The sequence below is a fragment of the Legionella nautarum genome, from assembly GCF_001467895.1.
In the GTDB taxonomy this organism is placed as follows: Bacteria; Pseudomonadota; Gammaproteobacteria; order Legionellales; family Legionellaceae; genus Tatlockia; species Tatlockia nautarum.
Map to the genome: position 1 here is coordinate 15,896 of NZ_LNYO01000008.1, position 22,395 is coordinate 38,290.

Genomic DNA, 22,395 nt, shown 5'->3' on the forward strand with positions numbered 1-22,395 from the left:
GTTAGATGATTAGATTGAAATCCTTAGCTCGCATAGGAATCATCATTGGATTAATGACCCTTTTTGCGCCTATGGGCTGGGCTAATAAAATTGTTGAGTTGAGTGTAAACGGGCCGATAGGCCCCGCTACTGCCGATTACTTGTCACGAGGCATCGACAAGGCCCAAAAAGCAACTCTTATCCTCATTGTTATTGACACACCTGGTGGTTTGGATAAATCAACAAGGCAAATTGTCCAAAGTATTTTAAATTCAAAAGTCCCAGTAGTAGCCTATGTGGCGCCTAGCGGTGCACGGGCGGCCAGTGCGGGCACCTATTTAGTCTATGCAAGTACAGTAGCCGCTATGGCGCCCAGCACTCATTTAGGGGCTGCTAGCCCAATTGATTTAACCGCTGCGATGAGTGGAGAAACTAAGCCCGCTACAGCAAAAACAACCATGGAAAAGAAAATAACTAACGATTCGCTTGCTTACATCCGTTCACTCGCTCAATTACGCAATCGTAATCCAAATTTTGCTGAAAAATCGGTACAAGATGCTATGACTCTAACCGCTAGTGAAGCACTGCAAGCAAAAGTCATTAATTTTGTAGCCAAAGACAAAAATGATTTACTTGCCCAGCTTAATGGACAAATTGTTACGCAAGACGGACAAAAAATTCAATTGGCAACAAATAAGGCGGAAATTGAAAGCAAGCCGCCCGATTGGCGCACCCACTTCTTAGAGCTTATTACCGATCCAACAGTCGCTTATTTGCTTCTCTTATTAGGTATCTACGGCATTTTCTTTGAGTTAGTTAATCCAGGATATATGCTGCCTGGAGTAGTTGGTGCAATTGCATTTTTAATTGCACTCTATGCCTTGCAATTGCTGCCGGTGAATTATGCCGGCCTTGCATTAATCGTAATCGGTTTAGCTTTCATCATAGCAGAGGCTTTTGCACCAACTTTTGGGGCTTTAGGAATTGGCGGAACAATTGCCTTTATTTTTGGTTCAATCTTACTTATCGATAGTGATGCTCAAGGCTATCGAATTGCTTGGTCAGCAATTGGCGCAATGGCAGCTATTAATCTCCTCATCTTATTCACTTTAATTAGCATGATAATCAGATCCCGGAGACGCCAACTTAAACATGGAGTGGAAGTACTTCTTGGTGCAGAAGGTCGAGCTTTGGGTACAATTGATGCTTATGGGCAAGCGGTAATTCGAGGCGAGATTTGGAGTGTGCATACAAAAAAAACAATAGCCGCTGATAAACGAATAAAAGTGGTTGCTGCCAAAGGCTTACAACTGGAGGTAGAGGAAATAGATAGTACTCAGAGTAATTAAACAGGAGAAAAAAGATGAGCGCTTTTTTCGGATTTTTAGTGATTATTATTGCTTTTTTACTGATGTCTACCTTTCGTGTTTTACGAGAGTATGAGCGCGCCGTTGTCTTTATGCTCGGTCGTTTTTGGCGCGTCAAAGGACCGGGTTTAGTGATTTTAATTCCTATTGTGCAACAAATGGTGCGTGTGGACTTGCGAACCGTAGTGATGGATGTACCAAGCCAGGATGTGATTTCACGAGATAATGTTTCAGTCCGTGTCAATGCAGTACTCTATTTCCGTGTCATCGATCCTGAAAAAGCCATTATTCAAGTAGCCAATTATTTGGAGGCAACGAGTCAGCTTGCCCAGACAACCTTGCGTTCGGTTTTAGGTCAGCATGAATTGGATGAAATGTTAGCTGAGCGTGAGAGGTTAAATGCGGATGTGCAAAAAATCTTAGATGCGCAAACCGATGGTTGGGGTATTAAAGTTTCTAACGTAGAAATTAAGCATGTTGATTTAGATGAAAGTATGATACGTGCTATTGCTAAACAAGCAGAGGCCGAGCGTGACCGACGAGCAAAAATAATTCACGCGGAAGGTGAGTTACAAGCTTCAGAAAAATTGTCTCAGGCGGCAAAAGTACTCGCGCAAGAGCCACAAGCAATGCAATTACGTTATTTACAAACACTGACTGCTTTGGCAAACAGCAATACCTCAACGATTGTATTTCCTATGCCTATCGAGTTAGGTGAGTTATTGCGAAAAATAGCAGAGAAATGATCTGCAATTAGGCTGTGTTGCTACCAGGTTTGGATGCCGCGGACAATTCGCAGCACCGAGGTGGTCAGTCTCTCTAACGATAAGCTTGGCGTTTTCTTTTGAGCATTTCCGCAGTAAAGGTTTCCCTAAATGATTCATTGGCAGAACCGGGGCTTGGGTTAAAAATGGGGATAGTAAGCTCTACTTCGTCATTTGGGTCTGCTTCACAAACTGCCTCAACAACGATTTTTGCTGCTTCATTTGCATCCCAGCCGTAAACACCAATGCCTAGCGGTTGTAAAAAAAGAGGACGTCCCAATCTTTTTGCATCCTTAATAGCCTCTTCCACTGCTTTTTTATATTGTTCTTTAAATCGTTTTTCCTTTTCTGCTGGGGTAGACAATTTCTCAAAGGTTAAACCTATGCCACCGGCTATGAAAGGTACTGTGGCAATACCACCGAGATAACTATCTTGCTGAGCAATACGTACATAAGCTGGCATTTCTTCTTGCCCGCTGTGGAAGCTATCTAAAATATGTTGCAGAGCCGCCTGCCAGCCGCCGGATACCTTATCTTGATGAATATTTTTATTGAAAAATTGTTTAAACACCATAAAACCTGAACCCATCGCGGACACATTAGAACAAGTGACCGTCCCTGCACAGACAATAAGAGATTTTTCTTTAGGTTCAATGTACGTGGTTGTTGCAAAGGGCATAGAAATCCTTCATCCATAAGATATTAGTGTATACCATTAATTATAGAGTACCGCCTCGGTGAGTAAATATTGGATCTGATGGGCCGTTTATGGTAGAAGGTTATTTTTTGTCGAGTAATAACCTGGGGCAGTTCATGGCAATTAAATCGGATCGATGGATAGAAAAAATGGCGCTGGAACAAGGAATGATTTCACCTTTTCAGCGAGGACAAGTTCGTGAAACTGACGGCGGACGCATTATTTCTTATGGTGTATCAAGCTATGGTTATGATGTGCGTTGTGCTAATGAGTTTAAGATATTTACGAATATTAACTCAGCAATCGTCGACCCTAAAGCGTTTGACGAAAATAGTTTTGTGGACGTGAAATCAGACGTTTGTATTATCCCACCGAATTCTTTTGCCCTAGCGCGTACTGTAGAATATTTCCGAATTCCTCGAACTGTCTTGACTATCTGCCTAGGTAAATCAACCTATGCCCGTTGTGGAATTATCGTGAATGTCACGCCCCTGGAACCCGAGTGGGAAGGTCATGTTACTTTAGAATTTTCCAATACCACACCACTACCTGCTAAAATTTATGCCAATGAAGGGGTAGCGCAAATGTTATTTCTAGAGTCCGATGAGGTCTGTGCTGTATCTTATCGCGATAGAGGGGGTAAATATCAGGGACAAACCGGAGTGACTTTGCCGCGAACTTGATTGTTTAAAATGGGTAGACCTTGGCCTAACATCCCGAGTGAAGTGAGTTATCTCGGATAATTGATTTTGTTGGGCCAAGGCCCAACCTACAAAGATAATCTCAATTCTTTTTTAATCTTCGTCTTTTAACGGAAATTTTGAACGCGAAGCATCAACACGCTCTCTCAGTTCCTTGCCGGGTTTAAAATGAGGGCTGTATTTGGCTTCGGTCACCACTTTCTCACCGGTTTTAGGATTGTGTGCATTACGTGGGGGGCGATAATGTAAAGAAAAGCTGCCAAAGCCACGAATTTCAATGCGTTTATTTTCAACAAGGGCTTCACTCATTAATTCAAGAATACGATTAATGCTATCAGCAACCTGCTTTTCAGGAAGATGCGTCATTTTTGCAGCAAGGTTTGCAATCAGTTCCGATTTGATCATACCCACCTCGGTTAGCCGCGTTTTTGGGGCGTCATCACCAAGACACATCAGGTGCTGACTTCTTTACCACTTTATTTTAGTATAGACAGGTAAAGAAATTATTCAATGTTATCAATTAACTGTATCAACATTTTATTCTCTAATGCAATCCCTTTCAGAGATTCTGTTGAGAATTCTCTTGTTTTTCATGGGATTTTTAGTTTTTTTACAGGCGTTGCTGGATAAAGGCATTTACAATACCCCAACTCATTGCAACTTGCGTAACTCGCAAGCAGATAAATAATTCGGATGAAAGGGATTTTGAAGTGCTGATCACTAATGCGCCTGGTTTGATTTGTTCAATGCATTTTGAGATAGCAAGCCAACTATCACCAAAGAACCCAGTGGCATTAATAAAAATTAATGAAGCATCATCAAAACGGGTTTGCAAAATATCCGCTTTTTTAAATTCGATGTGCTTTGCTTCTTCAAAATAGTCCGGGAGTTTTTTTAAACGCCGTTGCTGCAATTCTGCAGTTTGGTGTAGGGAGGAAAACAACTCGATACCACAACTTTTCTGAACCTTAAAAACCATGGCACAGGCTAATACGGCCTTTCCAGTGCCGCTACCTAAATCATAGAAGACAGTGGATGAGTTGGGATTGCCTAATGACAATAAGGCAATGAAAGGTTCAAACTCTATTTCACCATAAACATATTCAAAGGCATCTCCATCAATCCTTGCTGCTTTAGATAAGGAAAAACCATCAACATCGGCGTAAAGCTGTTGAAAAACAGCGAAATGTTTAGCAAGAGCTAAACTATTTTTCCAGCGCTTTAGGCGTCGGGGCTGCCTTTTGCTGTAAAGAACTAAGATAAAACTGCAGATAATCAAAAATAGTAATACAAGCCACATAAATAAGTTGGGATAAGAAGCTTATTCATATGGTAGCTCTTGGGAGCTAGAAGATCATGTTATTTAAAATTTTATGCTAGAACTTGATGCTTAAAGCGGCAAGCAGGATACCTGAAATCATCAGTTGAGGGCAGTCATTCGTTTTATTCGCCCACCCTGCATTTAATTTATACTTACTAGTTTTGATTTATGCATTATACTCTAATCGTTAATGTTCCCTTAATGTTAATTGCTTAAAATGTAACTAATGATTAAAAATTTAGATCAAGACGCACGTGGGAGAGAGTAACATGCGGAGTAAATCAGGCTTTTTTAAAACCAATGTGACAGCCGGTGCTCCACTTTATCAGACTGTATCTAAACCAAAACCAAGCTTTGTTGATGTGGGTGGGACTGGAGACTGTGGATTTAGAGGAGCGGCTGCTGCAATGCTTAGTCATTGTGGCGACGAGCCAGCACGGGATAATCAAGCGCTAGCTAAGTATATACTTGAGCTTCATGCTGCTTATTTTCTTCAACAACCGATTCCTGACCGATTAATGACTCCCGTGGAGCATTTAGCAAAATTAACCGAGGCTCCACACAATCGTGCAAAATTTGTTCTAGAACTATCTCATGCTTTGCGTCAAGAGACAGTCAATGAATTATGTCGTTTCCCACATAAATATCCCGGTGCTTTTGTTAGTGAGAATGAAAATACCGATCCGACTAGCATGAGAAAACGAGATACCTGGATTGATGAATCTGCAATTTTTGCCTTATCAAACGTAACGAAAATTCCTGTTGCCGTACAAGTTGTGGAGCCCGGTAAAGAACTGCATAAGAGTTTCAAGTATAATGAAGACTGGAAAGAGGCGATTGGCAGCCCAATTACTCTGCAATTACAGAACAAACATTATTTGCCATTGGTATCTAATCCTGAACAATTCGCGTTATTAAATCCCAATAAAGCCATCCTTGGGGTTCATCACGTTCAGGCCGCTGAGCCAATTAATCAACCTTCTCCAAAAGATCCAGAGCTCTCTGAAATCTTAGCGAAAATTGAGCAAGCAGATAGAGCCTTAATAAAAGAGTATGAGGACACCTTAAGGCGCCTAGAATTGATGGTAAAAAATGGCGAATTAACTCAAGAAGATCTGCTCAATATTTATATCGAAGGAATGAAGAAAAGTGACTACCTTGAAGGCCGAGTTGACCAAGTTGCCGCTGAACATGGTAATCAAGACTTCTTTAGAAAGGCAATTGATAGAGCACGCAAGGGAGTGGAACCTGTTAGTATGCCTGAAGGAAATTTTGATGATCAAATCACTAAGGAATTAGTGCATGCTATTGCTCGAGGGATCAGTATCGGACATTTATCACATTCTGTTTATGAGAATGTAGAAAAAACGCCTTCTTTCAAAGTTTCTTAAGTATTGCAGCCTGGTTGGCGTTTAACCAACCAAGCTTTCATAGAAAACCCTGTTCCATCATCCAATCATCATTAGCATATTTTGACATGTAATTGCGAATCGAGTCGGGTAGAATCACTAGACATTTTTGCCCTTTTTGCAAGGATTTAGCCGCTTGCAAAGCGCCCCACATGGCTGCCCCACAAGAACCGCCTACTAATAAACCCTCTTCACGGATTAAACGCCTTGCGATATCGAAAGAGTCTTTGTCATTGGTTTTGATATAAGTATCAATTAAATTATTATCCAAAACGTCGGGGAAGAAATCATAACCAATTCCTTCCACATGATAAGGTTTAATTTCATCACCGCCACCCAGAATAGAGCCTATAGGGTCAATGCCGATGATTTTAATAGCTGGGTTATATTCTTTTAAACGTTTAGCAATACCTGTTATCGTCCCCCCAGTTCCCACACCAGCAACAACCATATGAAGATCTTTACCAAAATCCTCAATAATTTCCTCGGCAGTACCCTGATAGTGGGCATTAGGGTTATCAGGATTGGCGTATTGATCAAGAATATGAGAATTAGGAATTTCGCGTTGTAGTTCTTTAGCTAAAGAAATATGGCTATCCGGATCATTCCATGCGGCTTCTGTACGTGTACGGTAAATGGTCGCGCCTAAGCGTTCGAGGACAGCCTGTTTTTCCTGGCTCATTTTATTCGGCATAGTAATAACGACTTGGTAACCCATAACTGCGCCAGCCAAAGCAATACCAATGCCGGTGTTACCGGAGGTTGGTTCAATGAGGGTATCGCCTGGTTTAATACGTCCGCTGCGTTCAGCATTTTTTACCATTTCATAACCAATACGATCTTTGACCGAGCCGCCAGGATTAAAAAATTCGCATTTTGCATAAAGATCGCAGGATAAATCTTTTCCTAATCGATTAATTTTTACTACTGGAGTGTGTCCTATAGTGGCTAGAATATTTGGATAGATCATGGCAGAACCTTATAAATAAGTTGCTAGTCAGTATACGCTGAAACTGGGGTTGGTCGTCAAATTTCTTGATATAGTAGATTTGCTAAGAGGCCCTCGTTATACTCGTTATCTATGTGAATAGACTACGAATAATACTGGGCGAGGGACAGCAGGAAGCGAAATGAATGAACCTCAATCACCGGAAGATAAAACGCCTCACAACGAAACAGTGCAATCCAGATCATCTAAGCGATTCTCCTTGTTTTGGTGGCTCTTATTGCTATTCATTTTGGCCTTCCTCATTTATTTTTTTAAATTTCGCACGACCAAACCTGCGGAAGTAAAAAGGCCGCCAGCAGTGGTTTTAGCTGTGGTACGTACTAAAGATGTACCCATCTATATTCCAGCTTTGGGTAATGTGATACCTACTTACACTATCACGGTAAAAACGCAAATTAATGGTTTGCTAATGAAGGTGCTCTATAAAGAAGGTCAGGTTGTCAAGAAAGGAGATTTACTTGCAGAAATTGATCAACGACCTTTATTAGCCCAGCTTACACAATACCAAGGACAATTGATCCGTGATCAAGCTTTGCTGGCTAATGCTTTGGTCGATCTTAAGCGCTATCAACGTTTATGGAAGCAAGATTCTATTTCACAACAAACCTTGGCAACACAAGAATCCTTAGTGCGTCAATATCAGGGTGACGTGAAAATGGATGAAGGTTTAATCGAAAGCACGAAAGTAAATCTGCTGTATTGCCATATTATTTCGCCCATTGATGGAAGGGTGGGCTTACGTTTAGTGGACCCAGGTAATTTTGTTCAAACTTCAGATACAACGGGTCTCGTTGTGATTACCACCATTACGCCGATGACCGTTATTTTCACCATTCCTGAAGAAGATCTATCGAAAATTTTGCCTCAGGCTTTTACTGATAAAAACATTAAGGTAGAAGCCTATGATCGTCGGCAGTATAAACGGTTAGCAACAGGAACTTTATTGACGATAGATAACCAAATCGATACTACAACAGGAACAGTGAGACTAAGGGCTGTTTTCAGTAATAAAGAACGGATGCTTTTCCCTAATCAGTTTGTGAATATACGACTCTCCGTGAAGACCATCAAGAATGCAACCGTGATTCCTACAGCAGCGGTTCAACATAGTGAAAAAGGGGATTTTGCCTATTTATTAGATTCTGATTTCACAGTAAAAACTCAACCAATTAAAGTAGGCGTGACGAGTGGTGATGAAACAGTTATTCAACAAGGATTGTCTTTTGGCCAGCAAGTCGTTGTCGAGGGTACTGATAAATTGACGAATGGGGCTAAGGTGAGCATAGCAGAACCGGCTGGTAAGAAATAATGGAATAACTGATGAATATTTCTGCCCCTTTTATTCAGCGCTCAATTGCTACTTCACTCCTTATGCTTGCTATTGTGTTAGTTGGCGTACTGGCTTTTAAGTTATTGCCTGTTTCTGCTTTACCTGAAATTGAATACCCAACGATTCAAGTTTCTACTTTCTATCCGGGAGCAAGCCCCGATGTGGTGGCTTCTACAGTCACAGCGCCTTTGGAAAAACAATTTGGGCAAATGCCGGGACTGGTTTTGATGACCTCAAGCAGCTCAACCGGTTCATCGCTTATTAGGTTGCAATTTACCTTAATGATGGATCTGGATGTAGCCGAACAACAGGTGCAAGCGGCTATCTATGCGGCAAACAATTATTTGCCTGCCGATCTTCCAAATCCTCCTGTTTATAACAAAATAAATCCTGCGGATACACCAATATTGACCTTAAGTTTAACTTCTAAAACGCTGCCTTTGCCTCGGGTTGAAGATTTTGCCGAGACACGTCTTGTTCCCAAAATTTCACAACTTTTGGGTGTTGGTCTAGTGGGTATTAGTGGCGGGCAACGTCCGGCGGTGCGTGTGCAGGTTAATTCAGATAGCCTATCCTCCTATGGTCTTTCCATGGAGCAGGTGCGTACAGCCATTGCTACTGCTAATGTGAATTTGGCAAAAGGTAATTTTGATGGTCCTCGTCTCGCCTACACTATTAGAGCAAATGATCAGTTGCTAACCGCCGCCGACTATAAACCTATCATTGTCACTTACAGAAATAACAGTCCGGTGCGTCTGCAAGACATTGCCAATGTGATCGATGGCGCAGAAAATGTACGGCAAGCGGCTTGGATGAATTCCGAACCGGCTATTATTTTGAATATTCAGCGACAACCTGGCGCGAATGTCATTGCCGTTGTAGAGCGAGTGCAAGCTTTGTTAAAGAAATTGCATGTTCCTAAAGCGATTAAGATCTCGGTATTGACTGATCGCACGACTACCATTCGTGCCTCCATCCATGATGTTCAATTTGAGCTAGTACTTGCGATTGCTTTAGTTGTTATGGTGATTTTTCTTTTTCTGCGGAATCTTTCCGCAACCTTGATTCCCAGTATTGCTGTGCCACTGTCCTTGATTGGCACTTTCGGAACGATGTATCTACTGGATTTTAGTTTAAATAACCTCACTCTGATGGCGCTAACGATTGCCACGGGATTTGTTGTCGATGATGCGATTGTTATGATTGAGAATATTGCCCGTCATCTTGAAGAAGGCGAAACCCCTCTCAATGCGGCGTTGAAAGGGGCGAAACAAATTGGTTTCACTATCCTATCTTTGACGGTTTCGCTCATTGCTGTACTCATCCCGCTTCTTTTTATGAGTGACTTAGTGGGGCGCTTGTTTCGTGAATTTGCTCTGACCTTAGCCGTCACAATCCTCATTTCAGCCTTTGTTTCATTAACACTTACACCAATGCTTTGTGCCCGTTTATTGCGTCATCGTGAGCCAAAGGATTTCAACCGCTTTGAACACAGGTCCAACCAGATTGTCAATAAACTCATTGACATCTACAGTCGTTCGCTGAGTTGGGTGCTTGAGCGTCAAGCCCTATTTCTAATTATCGCCATCATTACTCTGCTCTACACGCTTTTTTTATTTTATTTTATTCCCAAAGGGTTTTTTCCTATTCAGGATACAGGAGTTATTCAAGGTATTTCGCAAATGTCACAATCAATATCCTTTAAGGCCATGGCAGAGCGGCAACAAGCGCTGGCAAAAGTGGTGTTAGCGGATCCTGCTGTTGAAAATATTTCATCGTTTATTGGTATTGATGGCACCAATATTACTTTGAATAGCGGTCGGATCTTGATTACCTTAAAACCTCTTGCAGAACGAGGGATCGGTGCAGTTGACGTCATTCGGCGCTTACAAAAAGCGTTAACTAAGGTTCCTGGTGCGACTTTGTACATGCAACCTGTGCAAGATTTAACAGTTGATACGCAAGTGAGCCGCACACAATATCAATATAGTGTTAGTGCACCAGATACTGAGCAGGTGACGCACTGGAGTAATTTAATGCTGGCGAAATTGAATAAGCTGCCCCAATTATCAGATGTTGCCTCTGACCAACAAAACCTAGGTTTAAAAACTGAAGTGGATGTGAATCGCGATACGGCCTCGCGTCTTGGGATCACGATGCAAACGATTGATAACACGCTCTATGATTCCTTCGGTCAGCGGCAAATATCCATTATTTTTACTCAGCGTAACCAATACCGTGTGGTTCTCGAAGTGCTTCCTAAGTTGCAAGAAATGCCAACGGCTTTGAGAAACACTTATCTAACTTCGGCAACGGGTGGGTCAATTCCCTTGCGAACCTTCACGCGAATTGCAAAAAAAGTGGGCGCCATTGTGGTGAACCGAGAAAATCAATTTCCTGTGGCTACGCTCTCTTTTAATTTAGCACCGAAGGCTTCTTTAGGTGACGCGATAAACGCGATTGATCAAATAAGCGCAGGACTTGATATCCCTTTGAGTGTACAAACAAGCTTTGAAGGCGCAGCTAAAATATTTAAGGCTTCGTTGAATAATGAAGGATGGTTGCTGTTTGCGGCCATTGTCGTCGTTTATATTATTTTGGGGGTGCTCTATGAAAGTTATATTCATCCCATTACCATTCTTTCCACTTTACCTTCGGCTGGTATGGGGGCGCTGCTAGCCTTATTACTTACGGGAAATGAGTTAAGTATCATCGCATTGATCGGTATTATTCTGCTTATTGGTATTGTCATGAAAAATGCAATCATGATGATTGATTTTGCTCTTGAGCAGGAACGTAAATATTTTAAAGCGCCTCGTGATGCGATTTTTCAGGCTTGCCAACTGCGATTTAGGCCGATTTTAATGACGACTTTAGCCTCCATGCTCGGTGCTGTTCCTCTTGCTTTTAGTTTTGGAATGGGTGCTGAATTGCGTCGACCGCTGGGTATTGCGATTATTGGAGGTCTTTTTGTCAGTCAATTATTAACTTTGTACACCACGCCGGTTATTTATCTTTATTTTGATAGGCTAAAATCCAAATTAGGCTCAGTCAAGCTGGGGTCGCATACTAATCTTTCGCCTGAGAATAAAGAATGAGTCTGTCTTCTCTTTTTATTTATCGGCCGATTGGGACAAGTTTGTTGGCCATAGGTTTAGCGCTTGCAGGCATCGTGGCCTTCAATATATTACCGGTTGCCCCTTTGCCGCAAATTGAATTTCCCACCATCAGCGTCACTGCGACTTTACCCGGTTCTAGCCCAGAAAATATGGCAACTTCTGTGGCTGCGCCACTTGAGCGGCAGCTAGGCCGTATTGCGGGTATTACTCAAATGACGTCTGCCAGTGTTTTAGGTGTGAGTCAAATCATTTTACAGTTTGATTTATCACGAAATATTGATGGGGCTGCGCGGGATGTGCAAGCTGCAATTGATGCAGCGGCGGGACAGTTGCCTACCAACTTACCCACTAAGCCAACTTATCGCAAAATAAACCCTTCCGAAGCGCCGGTAGCAGTTCTGTCAATCACTTCTCAGCAATACAGCCGGGGCGAAATGTATGATGTGGGTTCGTCTATCTTGCAGCAAAGACTTTCGCAAATTAGCGGTGTTGGGCAAGTCATTGTTGGAGGGAGCTCTTTACCTTCAGTCCGTGTTGAATTAAATCCGACCGTTTTAAACAGTTATAAAATAGGTCTACCGGATGTGGCTAATGCGCTTGCTGAAGCCAATGTGAATCAAGCCAAAGGCCAGGTTTTAATTGATGAAACAACGAGTTCAGAACTAGTCACCAATGACCAAATGACACGAGCTGCTCAGTATGCGCCAATTATCATTGCCTACCGCAATAATAGTCCGGTACGTATTTCTGATGTGGGAGAAGTGCATAATTCAGTCCAGGATGTGCGCAATGCAGGATTAGCTAATGGGAAACCCGCTGTTTTAATAGTCATTTTTAAACAGCCAGGAGCTAATGTGATTGATACGGTTGAGCACATAAAAGCAACCTTGCCTCAGCTAAGGGCTTCTATCCCCGCTGCGATGGATTTGGAACTCAGGCTTGACCGCACCCAAACAATTCGAGTTTCTTTGCATGATGTGGAAATCACTTTAGTAATTTCCATGCTTCTCGTGATTTTAGTGAGTTACCTCTTTTTAGGCAGTACGCGTGCCATGTTAGTGCCGGGCGTTGCAGTGCCTTTGTCCATATTGGGAACTTTTGCGGTGATGCAACTTCTCGGCTATAGCCTTGATAATCTTTCACTCATGGCACTCACCATTTCAACCGGATTTGTAGTCGATGATGCGGTGGTTGTTCTTGAAAATATCGCCCGCCATATAGAGATGGGTGCAAACCGTATGCAAGCCGCTTTAGATGGCGCGAAAGAAGTGAATTTTACCGTCGTTTCGATGAGCCTCTCTTTGATCGCAGTGTTTATTCCTATTTTATTTATGGGTGGTTTAGTTGGCCGGCTATTTAGAGAGTTTGCTGTCACTTTATCGGTTGCCATCGTTATTTCTATGGTGGTGTCGCTGACAGTAACCCCAATGATGTGCTCACGAATTCTAACCAATGTAAATAAGATGAATCGCAACTTCTTTACCTCTTTTCTTGAAAAATGCCGTCATCATTATGGAAAAAGTTTGAATTGGTCGTTACGGCATTCCAAGTTTATGTTGTGTTTAGCGCTACTAACGCTGATTTTAAATATTTTCTTGTATGTGGTGATCTCGAAAGGCTTTTTCCCTCAACAAGATATTGGGCAATTAGCCGGGACAATCCAGACCGATCAAAATCTTTCTTTCCAAGCAACGGATAAGAAATTTTATGAGCTTGTCGATATTATTTTGCATGATCCGGCAGTGGAGAATATTGTTGGTTTTATCGGTGGTAATACCCGAACGACAACAGGTTCTGTGTTTGTATCCTTGAAACCCCTTAGCGAGCGTAAAATTTCAGCCGACCAGGTAATCGCCCGCTTACGCCCAAAACTGGCAAAGGTGAGTGGTGCTTATTTATACTTACAGGCTTCACAAGATCTGATCGTGGGTGGGCGGCAAACCAATGCTCAGTTTCAATACACCTTAACAGGCAATGATATTCAGGAGATTGGTAAATGGGCTACCTTGATTATCGAAAAATTAAACCGGATACCAGGTATTGCGGATTTGAATAGTGATCAGCGTGATCGTGGTTTGCAGGTCTTTGTTAATGTTGATCGTGATACTGCATCGCGCTTTGGTATCACGGCAGAGCAAATTGACCGCACCCTTTATAACGCTTTTGGGCAAAGCCTCGTATCGACCATCTACACTTCTGTGAATCAATATTATGTTGTGATGGAAGTGGCGCCTAAATATTGGCAACGACCCGAAACCTTAAATGAAATCTATGTGATTTCCCCAGCAGGGCAGGAAGTGCCTTTATCGACCTTTGCTAGTTTTACTCCCGGATCCACTTTATTGTCTGTTAATCATCAAGGTCAAGCCCCGTCAGTTACTATCTCTTTCAACTTGCTTCCGGGAACTCCCTTGGAGAGGGTAGTCAATGATCTTCTGAAGACAGTTGCTAATATGAATTTGCCCCCATCAATTCAGGGATCATTTCAAGGCACGGCCCAGGCTTTCCAAGATTCTCTAGCCAATCAACCCTATTTGATCTTGGCGGCCCTTCTCTCTGTTTATATTGTATTGGGGATGCTTTATGAAAGTTTGATTCATCCGATCACCATCCTTTCAACCCTACCTTCTGCTGGCGTGGGCGCACTCTTAGCATTGATGCTGAGTGGCACTGATTTCAGTATTATTGCCTTAATCGGCATTATTTTGCTGATTGGAATCGTTAAGAAAAATGCAATTATGATGATTGATTTTGCTTTAAATGAAGAGCGCAATCACAATAAGCCGCCACGTGAAGCGATTTATGAAGCGGCATTAATGCGTTTTCGACCGATCATGATGACCACAATGGCTGCTATGTTTGGCGCTTTGCCTCTGGTCTTTGGTCTTGGACTGGGCTCCGAGTTGCGCCAACCGCTTGGAATTGCCATTGTCGGCGGGTTAATTGGTAGTCAACTTTTAACGCTTTATACAACTCCGGTGATTTATCTTGCCATGGAAAATGCGACTATCCGCTTTCATCGTTTTTGGAGGACTAGGAAAAAAAGCCTAATAAATTAAGCTTTCATGGGATGGAAAAACATGCGCTCGCTTACAAAAATCTGAAGCATTTAGGGCATAGTATAAGGCAAGTGCTATTTCACCTAAAAAAAGGCCGAGAGTAATAATGCCAAATATGGCCAAAATAAGCTGTTTTTGCTTCCTTCTCCTTTCCGCTGTTTTGTTCAAAACAGTTTCGTTACTATAGAGCAATCGGTCGCTTACAATCTTGATCGTAGATTCCAAAATAGCTCGGTAACAGTGAGTATTTTCTGGGAGATGTAGCTTGGTGATTGAGGTGCGTAAAACAACCGTTGGTTCAGAGGCTGTTGCTGTCAATATACAAGCTTTATTTTGAATAATCCGCATTTCCCCGATGGTTTGGCCGCCATTTAACTTACTGATTAACAGCGGTTTATAACTTTTTGGATCGTTTTTAGAGACTTCTATAGTCCCCGAAATAATGATAAAGAAATATTCGCAAATTTCACCTTCTGTCAGTAATACTTCATCTTTTCCGTAGGAAGCTCGCGAAGAAATAGCTAGAAAATCTTGAAACTCTGAATCAGATAAATTTTTTAGTAACTCGCAGTTTTTTAAAAGATCCTTTTCTTCATTAGTAAACTCGCTCATCTAATCTTCCCTAACTCGATAAAATCCTAAACAATACACTAAATTATTTATGAGATAAAAATTTTTTACAAGAAAAATAACTTTAGGGTCTTGCAGCAGCTATTGCTAACTATCGATATATTAGTTTCTAATGAGAGCGAATTAAACCTGATTTTATTTTTGCGTTAATGATGCTTTTGCTAAGGGATTCATGATGTCCATAATAGGGAAATTCTCAACTCTAATAATAAGCCTATTGTTGGCTTCATGTGTAGTTGGGCCCAATTATGTCCGTCCAGGGGTTAAACTTCCAGACAAGTTTAAAGAAGCAAAGGGAAAAGCGTTTAAAGCTGAGCCGCCTCCTAAGGGTTGGAAACTAGCCTCGCCCTGTGATGATATTAAGCGTGGTGAGTGGTGGGAAATATTTCAGGATCCGACTTTAAATCGCTTGGAAGACGAGCTTAATCATTGCAACCTGACTATCATGAATGCATGGGCAAATTATTCCCAATCTCTTGCCATTGTGGATGAAGCGCGTGCAAGTTTTTTCCCCACTTTGATCGGAACGTTTAACCTTTTTAGGCAGAAATTTGGCGGTGGTGGGACCTCATTTTTCACCACCTCAGGTGTATCCACTACCACTGGAACAGCCGCTTCAGGTGCCATCGCTAAATCGGCGACGGTAACCACTTATTCCACCTTTTTAGTTGCCAATTGGGAACCTGATATCTGGGGGCAAGTTCGTCGTACAGTGGAAGGTGATGCTGCCACAGCACAATCTAATCAAGCCTTATTGGCCGCAACTCGCTTATCAGCCCAAGGCTCACTCGCACAATATTATTTCGAATTACGAGCGCTTGATACGGATCAAAAACTATTGAATGACACTGTAATTGGTTATAAAACTGCGCTGCAGTTAACACGCAATCAATATGCTGCTGGTGTTGCTTCGCGAGCCGATATTGTTCAGGCACAAAGTCAATTAGAGACAGCACAAGCGCAAGCAATTAATAACGGTATTTTGCGTGGGCAATATGAGCATGCAATTGCTGTGTTAATCGGCCGCCCACCTGCCAATTTTTCTTTGCCGTTTAATCCCTTGAGAACCCCGCCGCCAACTATTCCAGTGACAGTGCCTAGCGTTTGGTTGGAGCGTAGACCTGATGTGGCACAAGCAGAGCGTTTGATGCAGCAAGCGAATGCGCAGATCGGCATAGCCATTGCGGCTTATTTTCCCACTTTAAATTTAACAGCTAATATTAGCGCAGCCGGTCGTAGTCTACATCAGCTCATTACCCATCCGAGTGTGGGTTGGTCCGCCGGTATGCAATTAGCAGAAACTATTTTCGATGGTGGGTTGCGCAACGCGACAGTGAAAGCTGCAAAAGCGGGCTACAATGCTCAAGTGGCTTCCTATCGTCAAACTATCTTGACGGCTTTACAAGATGTAGAAGACAACCTTATTGCTTTGCGCTTACTTAAAGAACAAAGTGTCGCACAAAATGCAGCGGCAGCAAGTGCAAAGACAGCGCTGCAACTGGTTATCAATCAATATAAATCGGGTGTAGTGCCTTATTCCAGTATTATTGTTGCGCAAATTGCGGCTTATAACGCGCAAAAAGCAGCTTATGATGTGGTTGGATTACAAATGACTGCAGCGGTTGGTTTAGTGAAATCCTTAGGTGGTGGTTGGCGCACGAGGGATATCTGTCCTATACGGATTTATCCAAGGATTATTCCAGATGAGCTTATAAGACCAGCTCTTGTTGTACCAGGATGATTGAATTTAATGCAAATTTTACAAGTAGCTCAACTATGGATAGAATGGAGAATTGAATAATTCATTTATTTTTCAAGGATGACATCATGAAAAAAGTTTTCTTATCTAAATTAGCTTGCGCAGCGTTTTTAGTATCTCCTTTGGTATTAACTGGTTGCCAAATGATGGATGACGTATTTGGTGGACAGCCACCTGTTTATGGTCGTCAAACTTCTTCTTATCATCATGGTGCCGACTCTAGTTCAACCTCTTCTTCCCATACAAGATCAAGTGATTCTAGCTCAGGAGCTGCAACGACAACAGTACACAGAACGGTTAACAGAGGATCATCCGGTTCCGTGCCAGTAGAGCCTCCATCAGTAAAAAGTTCAGTGCCAACAACTGCGCCCAATGTAGAGAGCTCTTCTTACAAAAGTACAAGCTCAGGTTCTCCGAGTTCAACAACCAGCAGCACGGTAACAATTCCTTCTGCACCTGTTGTAGCTCCAGCAACGGCACCTACAATGACTGCACCTGTTGCTCAGTAAGTTAGAGGGGTTAAGACGTTTTTCTAGCTGGACAAGGAAATAAGTATGACCACGGTAGCGGATGTTTTTATTGATGCCCTAGAGCATGCTGGCATTAAACGTATCTACGGTATCGTAGGTGATTCCTTAAATGGTCTTACTAATGCCTTACAGAAAAGAAAAACGATCGAATGGGTACATACCCGTCATGAAGAAGTCGCTGCCTTTGCTGCTGGTGCAGAGGCACAATTGACTGGAGAGCTTGCTGTTTGTGCAGGTAGTTGCGGTCCTGGCAATACCCATTTAATCAACGGACTTTATGATTGTCAGCGGAGTAATGCTCCCGTGCTTGCTATAGCAGCCCATATCCCGACAGCGGAGATAGGCGGTGATTATTTTCAGGAAACTCACCCCAATATCTTGTTTAAGGAATGCAGTTGCTATTGCGAAGTTATTTCTTCAATAGAGCAAATGCCCCGCTTAATAAAAATTGCGGTACAAACTGCTATTGCAAAGCGTGGAGTAGCTGTTTTAGTCATTTCTGGGGATATTGCTTTACAGGAAATGCGCAAACAAACCTTTTCGAATTGGCCAATAACCACAAAACCTGTGGTGATTCCTGAGCAATCCCTACTTGAAGATATTGCCAATCGCTTGAATGCTGCAAACAAAATAACTCTTTTTTGTGGCTATGGCGCCGCAGGCGCGCATGAGTCATTGATGGCTTTATGCAATAAATTACGCTCGCCAATTGTTCATACTTTACGTGGCAAGCCTTTTATAGAATACGATAATCCCTATGATGTGGGCATGACGGGTTTGATCGGTTTTTCTTCCGGTTATTATGCCATGGAGGCCTGCGAAGTCTTATTGCTTTTGGGAACTAGTTTTCCTTATCGGCAATTTTATCCCAGTAAAGCAGATATTATTCAGATTGATGTCAATGGTGAACAACTCGGTAAACGGGCCAATATCGCAGTGGGGGCTGTGGGTGATGTGAATAGCACAATCCAAGCGTTGCTTCCTTTGTTAAAAAAGAAAAAAGATAGTAGTCATTTGGAACAGGCTTTAGGCCACTATAAACATGCGCGCGCTGATTTAGACACGCTAGCCTGTGCGGATAGTAATCTGATTCATCCGCAATTTCTTACTCGTTTAATCGATGAAGAAACAACCGAAAATGCGATTTTTACTGCCGATGTTGGCACTCCCACTGTATGGGCTGCACGTTATCTTAAAATGAATGGTAAGCGTCGATTATTAGGATCATTTAACCATGGTTCTATGGCTAATGCTTTAGCGCAGGCCATCGGTGCTCAGGCGACCTATCCAGAGCGTCAAATTGTAGCGTTATGTGGTGACGGCGGTTTTAGTATGTTAATGGGTGATGTGTTGACCCTGATTCAACAAAAGTTACCGGTTAAAACAATCATATTTAATAACGGTACGCTCGGTTTTGTTGAGATGGAAATGCATGTCGGCGGCATGTTGGAATTTAGTACAGAGCTTGATAATCCTAATTTTGCCAAAATGGCTGATGCAGCAGGTATCAAAGGATTTCGCGTGGATGATGCTGCTAATCTTCGTGATACGCTAAGAAGCGCATTTGCTCATGAAGGCCCTGCACTCGTTGACGTGAGAGTAAATCGCAATGAATTAGTGATGCCCCCTACGATTAATGCTGCTCAGATCAAAGGGTTCAGCTTATACGTAATGAAAGCCATTATTAATGGCCAGGGTACAGAAGTATTGGATTTGGTGAAAACAAATTTATGGCGTTAGAATTCAGGTTTTGGGTTGGATTTAATGATGAGCGTATTAAAAGCACAAGCAGCAAAAGCCGCCTTGGCCTATCTTGAAGATGACATGATTATCGGAGTAGGCACAGGTTCAACGGTTAATTATTTCATCGATGAGTTAGCTACCATCAAACACCGTATTGATGCTTGCGTAGCCAGTTCAAAAGCAACGGAAGCACGTCTAAAAGCAGCTGGAATCCCGGTTATTGACTTAAATGCAACTTCTGATGTTCCTATTTATGTGGATGGCGCCGATGAGGTCAATAAGCGTTATGAAATGATCAAGGGCGGGGGCGGAGCGCTTACCCGTGAGAAAATCATTGCCACAGTTGCACGTCAATTTATTTGTATTGTCGATGACTCCAAAGTTGTTCAGAAGCTAGGTGCTTTTCCCCTTTCGGTAGAAGTTATTCCGATGGCCCGAAGTTTCGCTGCTCGTGAACTAGTGAAGCTAGGGGGTGATCCGGTTTATCGCGAGAATTTTATAACCGATAACGGCAATATTATTCTTGATGTTTATAATCTAGAAATCACTTCGGCGGCAGCTCTTGAAGAGGCGATCAAACTCATCCCGGGTGTTGTGGATAATGGTTTATTTGCAAAACGCCTTGCTGATAAAGTGGTAGTCGCTTCTGAAGCTGGGGTAACGGTCTTTTGATCGAGTAGATTGAGCCTTGGCCCATAGCCTGACGGCTATGGGCTTTCGCCACAAGCAGGTTATTTTATCCTAGAGTGGGGCTGGATATAGCTAAGGAGACCTGTCCTTGAGAATTAGTAAGCCCATAAATTTTTGCTTGCTTGCTAAATAGGGTAAGCTCATCAATTAGCGCTTTAGTTTCACTTTTCCCCAGACTTGCAAAAATATCTTCGGAACGATAACTATCTAAGGCTTCTTGGAATTCACCTACATTAAAATATTCATCACTAAAATGCCCGAGAATGCCTCTAAGTGCTTTAATTTTATCATGTCGCTGACTTTTACGATAAAACCCAAAGCAGCCTTGTAGATCAGCTTCAATTTTCTTGATATGCGTTTGGATTTTTTCACGCATCTCCACAAAAGTCTGCGGTAGATGAGCATGGGCTCTGATTTTATTTCCACGAAAAAATCGCTGGATTGTTCGGGTTGCATTTTCGATATTTTGCTCACGTGCAGCGGTTGCATTTTGCCCTTCTTCTAGCCAGGATAAATCGTTTACTTTTCCTATTTCTGTTTCTGCTAGTTTAGCTTGCATCGCTTTTGTTTTTGCATGCAAAGGCAGGCTATTCTCAGAAACAAAGGCTTTATCAAGCCCGTAATGGGCAAAGGAAAATAAACTAATGTTCGTATCGATAGTTTCACGTGTTAAAAATAGATGGCCTAACCAGCCTAACAGTAAGGCGCTCGGACCAGAGGTATACACAACACTTGTTCTCAACAGACTCATGCGAATTTGCCTGCGCATCTTGCTTAAAAACTCATTATCATCAGCTATTGAAGCGAGCGCTTTAATTTGGTGATATTGCGCAGAAGGTAAGATAAGCCAGTTGAGCCAACCTAGTTTTGATTGTACGCTATTTCTTAGCATCGCAGCCGCTCTCTTTATTTTTTCTTGCCTGGGTAAGAAAGGAGAGTAAAGATCACTTGTTAGGGCAAATTCGCTGAAACTATTGTTATCTTTAGTTAATTGTATGATTTCATGGCGTACCTGACGTGCTGATTTTCCCTTACTCATGGAACTTAATTGTTCGAGCAGTTGATAATTGGGGTCTACGGATAAAAGATGCGGTACGAGGAAAGCTGGTATCAGTTGTGCTAGGTCTTCTTGTTGGCGAGTTAAATGAGTTTCAAAAATAGATGTACCAGGTGAAGCTACACAAGAAGTATAAATGCATCGCTGTATTTTTTGGATATCCTCAAAAGCGGCTTCGCTATCAACCACAGCAATTGTGTCATTGTTCGGAACAGGAGATTCGATGTCATTATTGACAATGATACTTCCCAGGTTGAATAAAAAAGGCCTCTCGACCATCATTGTCGGCGGTAAATTGCGAGTATCTACAGGCACATCAAAATCGGTGTAAGTACCAAGTTCGTAAACTGGATGTAACCAGCGTAGAATATCACTAGCGACCCCCAAATTCCCGCCGGCATTTAAATTTGCAATTTCTTCTTCGTAAAGATTAGTTAAGTCTTCTTCTTCTGGCGTGTTGTACTCAGGAAGCACATCTGTCCGTATGTCTTTTGCCACAATATTGTAGGTTTCACAGAAGCTATGAAGGTCATCTACGGCTCGCGAAGACAAGAGCTTAGAATCAAAAACCAGATTAATTTCATCTTCTGGATTTGTAGCCCTCATTCTTATAAGACGTAATTGATTCTCAACATTCAAAAAGGAATTTGGATCATTGCTAAGCCAAATTTTGACATGGCGATGGGGATTGAAGGGATAAAACACGGAAAATCCTCGGAAGTAAAGTGACAATTTGCTTAATATAAGCGCGTATTTTGCGACCGAAAGCTTAAGGAAATATTAAGAACCGCTTATATGCATGCGTCATCGTTAAACATAAAGATGAAATTTCAGATTATATGTAGAATTTTCGTTCTGTATGTTACCTAGGTGAGTTTCTCAACTAAGGTTTGGCCAAGCCTTTGAAGTATCTTCAGTTTATTTGATAAATAATTGATATAAGATAAAAAGGTTAATTTAAAAAAAGAGACATGCATAGCTAGATATGATCAAATTTGTTTTCGCAAAAAACCCAATATGCAGATCAAGCTATGCAGGGTAATTTTCACGAAGTACTATCAAGTTCAATTCGTTGATTGCTCTGCACAGGACAATTTTTATGAGACAGGCCCCTGTTTCGCACTAAAGTTAAACAATTCGGATATACATATTCTAAATTGAGATATTTTATTACAAGGATTGATAAGTAAATCACGAATGAAATCGAGGCCATAACGAAAGAAAGAATTTT

General features: G+C 42.0%; 17 protein-coding genes. 11 read left to right on the plus strand and 6 right to left on the minus strand.

Features of this window, described 5'->3' with window-relative positions; translation table 11 throughout:
* The first annotated feature begins 5 nt into the window (after positions 1 to 5).
* On the plus strand, positions 6 to 1,328 hold the full coding sequence (locus Lnau_RS02865; protein WP_133134955.1) for an NfeD family protein: 1,323 nt from the start codon (positions 6 to 8) through the stop codon (positions 1,326 to 1,328).
* 62 nt (positions 1,329 to 1,390) lie between these two features.
* The gene (locus Lnau_RS02870) at positions 1,391 to 2,092 is read left to right on the plus strand and encodes a slipin family protein (RefSeq protein WP_420795473.1); all 702 of its coding nucleotides are present in this window, start codon (positions 1,391 to 1,393) and stop codon (positions 2,090 to 2,092) included.
* Positions 2,093 to 2,165: 73 nt separating this feature from the next.
* Here Lnau_RS02870 and Lnau_RS02875 read toward each other — a convergent pair whose 3' ends face one another.
* Positions 2,166 to 2,789 (minus strand): macro domain-containing protein, encoded by a 624-nt coding sequence (locus tag Lnau_RS02875; protein WP_058503652.1) that lies wholly within the window; start codon positions 2,787 to 2,789, stop codon positions 2,166 to 2,168.
* A 134-nt stretch (positions 2,790 to 2,923) separates the two neighbouring features.
* Between Lnau_RS02875 and dcd the strand changes: the two genes are divergently transcribed.
* A complete protein-coding gene (gene dcd / locus Lnau_RS02880; RefSeq protein ID WP_058503665.1) occupies positions 2,924 to 3,490 on the plus strand; it encodes a dCTP deaminase in 567 nt (188 codons plus the stop codon).
* A gap of 111 nt (positions 3,491 to 3,601) precedes the next feature.
* Here dcd and Lnau_RS02885 read toward each other — a convergent pair whose 3' ends face one another.
* The gene (locus Lnau_RS02885; RefSeq protein WP_058503666.1) at positions 3,602 to 3,913 is read right to left on the minus strand and encodes an integration host factor subunit beta; all 312 of its coding nucleotides are present in this window, start codon (positions 3,911 to 3,913) and stop codon (positions 3,602 to 3,604) included.
* Positions 3,914 to 4,118: 205 nt separating this feature from the next.
* The gene (locus tag Lnau_RS02890; protein ID WP_058503653.1) at positions 4,119 to 4,808 is read right to left on the minus strand and encodes a class I SAM-dependent methyltransferase; all 690 of its coding nucleotides are present in this window, start codon (positions 4,806 to 4,808) and stop codon (positions 4,119 to 4,121) included.
* A gap of 290 nt (positions 4,809 to 5,098) precedes the next feature.
* Here Lnau_RS02890 and Lnau_RS02895 point away from each other — a divergent pair, with 290 nt between their 5' ends.
* Positions 5,099 to 6,220 carry an exodeoxyribonuclease VII small subunit gene (locus tag Lnau_RS02895; RefSeq protein WP_058503654.1) on the plus strand — a complete coding sequence of 374 codons (1,122 nt, stop codon included), beginning with the start codon at positions 5,099 to 5,101 and terminating at the stop codon, positions 6,218 to 6,220.
* Between the two features lie 37 nt (positions 6,221 to 6,257).
* Here the strand turns inward: Lnau_RS02895 and Lnau_RS02900 are convergent, their stop codons facing one another.
* The gene (locus tag Lnau_RS02900; RefSeq protein WP_058503655.1) at positions 6,258 to 7,208 is read right to left on the minus strand and encodes a pyridoxal-phosphate dependent enzyme; all 951 of its coding nucleotides are present in this window, start codon (positions 7,206 to 7,208) and stop codon (positions 6,258 to 6,260) included.
* 160 nt (positions 7,209 to 7,368) lie between these two features.
* Here Lnau_RS02900 and Lnau_RS02905 point away from each other — a divergent pair, with 160 nt between their 5' ends.
* From Lnau_RS02905 to Lnau_RS02915, 3 genes are read left to right on the plus strand one after another with little or no spacing between them, the layout of a single operon-like run.
* Complete coding sequence (locus Lnau_RS02905; RefSeq protein ID WP_058503656.1) at positions 7,369 to 8,556, plus strand: MdtA/MuxA family multidrug efflux RND transporter periplasmic adaptor subunit; 1,188 nt, start codon at positions 7,369 to 7,371, stop codon at positions 8,554 to 8,556.
* Between the two features lie 11 nt (positions 8,557 to 8,567).
* On the plus strand, positions 8,568 to 11,675 hold the full coding sequence (locus Lnau_RS02910; protein WP_058503657.1) for a multidrug efflux RND transporter permease subunit: 3,108 nt from the start codon (positions 8,568 to 8,570) through the stop codon (positions 11,673 to 11,675).
* Positions 11,672 to 14,755, plus strand: a complete 3,084-nt coding sequence (locus Lnau_RS02915; protein WP_058503658.1) for an efflux RND transporter permease subunit — start codon at positions 11,672 to 11,674, stop codon at positions 14,753 to 14,755. The genes Lnau_RS02910 and Lnau_RS02915 overlap by 4 nt, the downstream gene beginning before the upstream one ends.
* Here the strand turns inward: Lnau_RS02915 and Lnau_RS02920 are convergent.
* Positions 14,744 to 15,367, minus strand: coding sequence for a Crp/Fnr family transcriptional regulator (locus Lnau_RS02920; RefSeq protein WP_058503659.1), 624 nt, complete (start codon positions 15,365 to 15,367; stop codon positions 14,744 to 14,746). The two genes, Lnau_RS02915 and Lnau_RS02920, sit on opposite strands and share 12 nt — an antisense overlap.
* A 190-nt stretch (positions 15,368 to 15,557) precedes the next feature.
* On the opposite strand from Lnau_RS02920, the gene Lnau_RS02925 reads away from it, so the two are divergent.
* From Lnau_RS02925 to rpiA, 4 genes are all read left to right on the plus strand, one after another.
* On the plus strand, positions 15,558 to 17,126 hold the full coding sequence (locus Lnau_RS02925) for an efflux transporter outer membrane subunit (protein WP_157070615.1): 1,569 nt from the start codon (positions 15,558 to 15,560) through the stop codon (positions 17,124 to 17,126).
* 86 nt (positions 17,127 to 17,212) lie between these two features.
* Positions 17,213 to 17,653, plus strand: a complete 441-nt coding sequence (locus tag Lnau_RS02930; protein ID WP_058503660.1) for a hypothetical protein — start codon at positions 17,213 to 17,215, stop codon at positions 17,651 to 17,653.
* Positions 17,654 to 17,698: 45 nt separating this feature from the next.
* Positions 17,699 to 19,414, plus strand: a complete 1,716-nt coding sequence (poxB, locus tag Lnau_RS02935) for a ubiquinone-dependent pyruvate dehydrogenase (RefSeq protein ID WP_058503661.1) — start codon at positions 17,699 to 17,701, stop codon at positions 19,412 to 19,414.
* 27 nt (positions 19,415 to 19,441) lie between these two features.
* Entirely contained in the window at positions 19,442 to 20,089 is a 648-nt protein-coding gene (rpiA, locus tag Lnau_RS02940; protein ID WP_058503662.1) for a ribose-5-phosphate isomerase RpiA, read from the plus strand.
* A gap of 64 nt (positions 20,090 to 20,153) precedes the next feature.
* Here rpiA and Lnau_RS02945 read toward each other — a convergent pair whose 3' ends face one another.
* Positions 20,154 to 21,869 carry a glycosyltransferase family 88 protein gene (locus Lnau_RS02945; protein ID WP_058503663.1) on the minus strand — a complete coding sequence of 572 codons (1,716 nt, stop codon included), beginning with the start codon at positions 21,867 to 21,869 and terminating at the stop codon, positions 20,154 to 20,156.
* Between the last annotated feature and the right edge of the window lie 526 nt (positions 21,870 to 22,395).

Excerpts from the sequence above, each read along its gene's own strand:
- rpiA (WP_058503662.1), top strand. The coding sequence starts at position 19,442 with ATGAGCGTATTAAAAGCACAAGCAGCAAAAGCCGCCTTGGCCTATCTT.
- Lnau_RS02925 (WP_157070615.1), top strand. The coding sequence starts at position 15,558 with ATGATGTCCATAATAGGGAAATTCTCAACTCTAATAATAAGCCTATTG.
- Lnau_RS02900 (WP_058503655.1), bottom strand. The coding sequence starts at position 7,208 with ATGATCTATCCAAATATTCTAGCCACTATAGGACACACTCCAGTAGTA.
- Lnau_RS02890 (WP_058503653.1), bottom strand. The coding sequence starts at position 4,808 with ATGTGGCTTGTATTACTATTTTTGATTATCTGCAGTTTTATCTTAGTT.
- Lnau_RS02905 (WP_058503656.1), top strand. The coding sequence starts at position 7,369 with ATGAATGAACCTCAATCACCGGAAGATAAAACGCCTCACAACGAAACA.
- dcd (WP_058503665.1), top strand. The coding sequence starts at position 2,924 with ATGGCAATTAAATCGGATCGATGGATAGAAAAAATGGCGCTGGAACAA.
- poxB (WP_058503661.1), top strand. The coding sequence starts at position 17,699 with ATGACCACGGTAGCGGATGTTTTTATTGATGCCCTAGAGCATGCTGGC.
- Lnau_RS02915 (WP_058503658.1), top strand. The coding sequence starts at position 11,672 with ATGAGTCTGTCTTCTCTTTTTATTTATCGGCCGATTGGGACAAGTTTG.
- Lnau_RS02895 (WP_058503654.1), top strand. The coding sequence starts at position 5,099 with ATGCGGAGTAAATCAGGCTTTTTTAAAACCAATGTGACAGCCGGTGCT.
- Lnau_RS02885 (WP_058503666.1), bottom strand. The coding sequence starts at position 3,913 with ATGATCAAATCGGAACTGATTGCAAACCTTGCTGCAAAAATGACGCAT.
- Lnau_RS02865 (WP_133134955.1), top strand. The coding sequence starts at position 6 with ATGATTAGATTGAAATCCTTAGCTCGCATAGGAATCATCATTGGATTA.
- Lnau_RS02920 (WP_058503659.1), bottom strand. The coding sequence starts at position 15,367 with ATGAGCGAGTTTACTAATGAAGAAAAGGATCTTTTAAAAAACTGCGAG.
- Lnau_RS02930 (WP_058503660.1), top strand. The coding sequence starts at position 17,213 with ATGAAAAAAGTTTTCTTATCTAAATTAGCTTGCGCAGCGTTTTTAGTA.
- Lnau_RS02910 (WP_058503657.1), top strand. The coding sequence starts at position 8,568 with ATGAATATTTCTGCCCCTTTTATTCAGCGCTCAATTGCTACTTCACTC.
- Lnau_RS02875 (WP_058503652.1), bottom strand. The coding sequence starts at position 2,789 with ATGCCCTTTGCAACAACCACGTACATTGAACCTAAAGAAAAATCTCTT.
- Lnau_RS02870 (WP_420795473.1), top strand. The coding sequence starts at position 1,391 with ATGTCTACCTTTCGTGTTTTACGAGAGTATGAGCGCGCCGTTGTCTTT.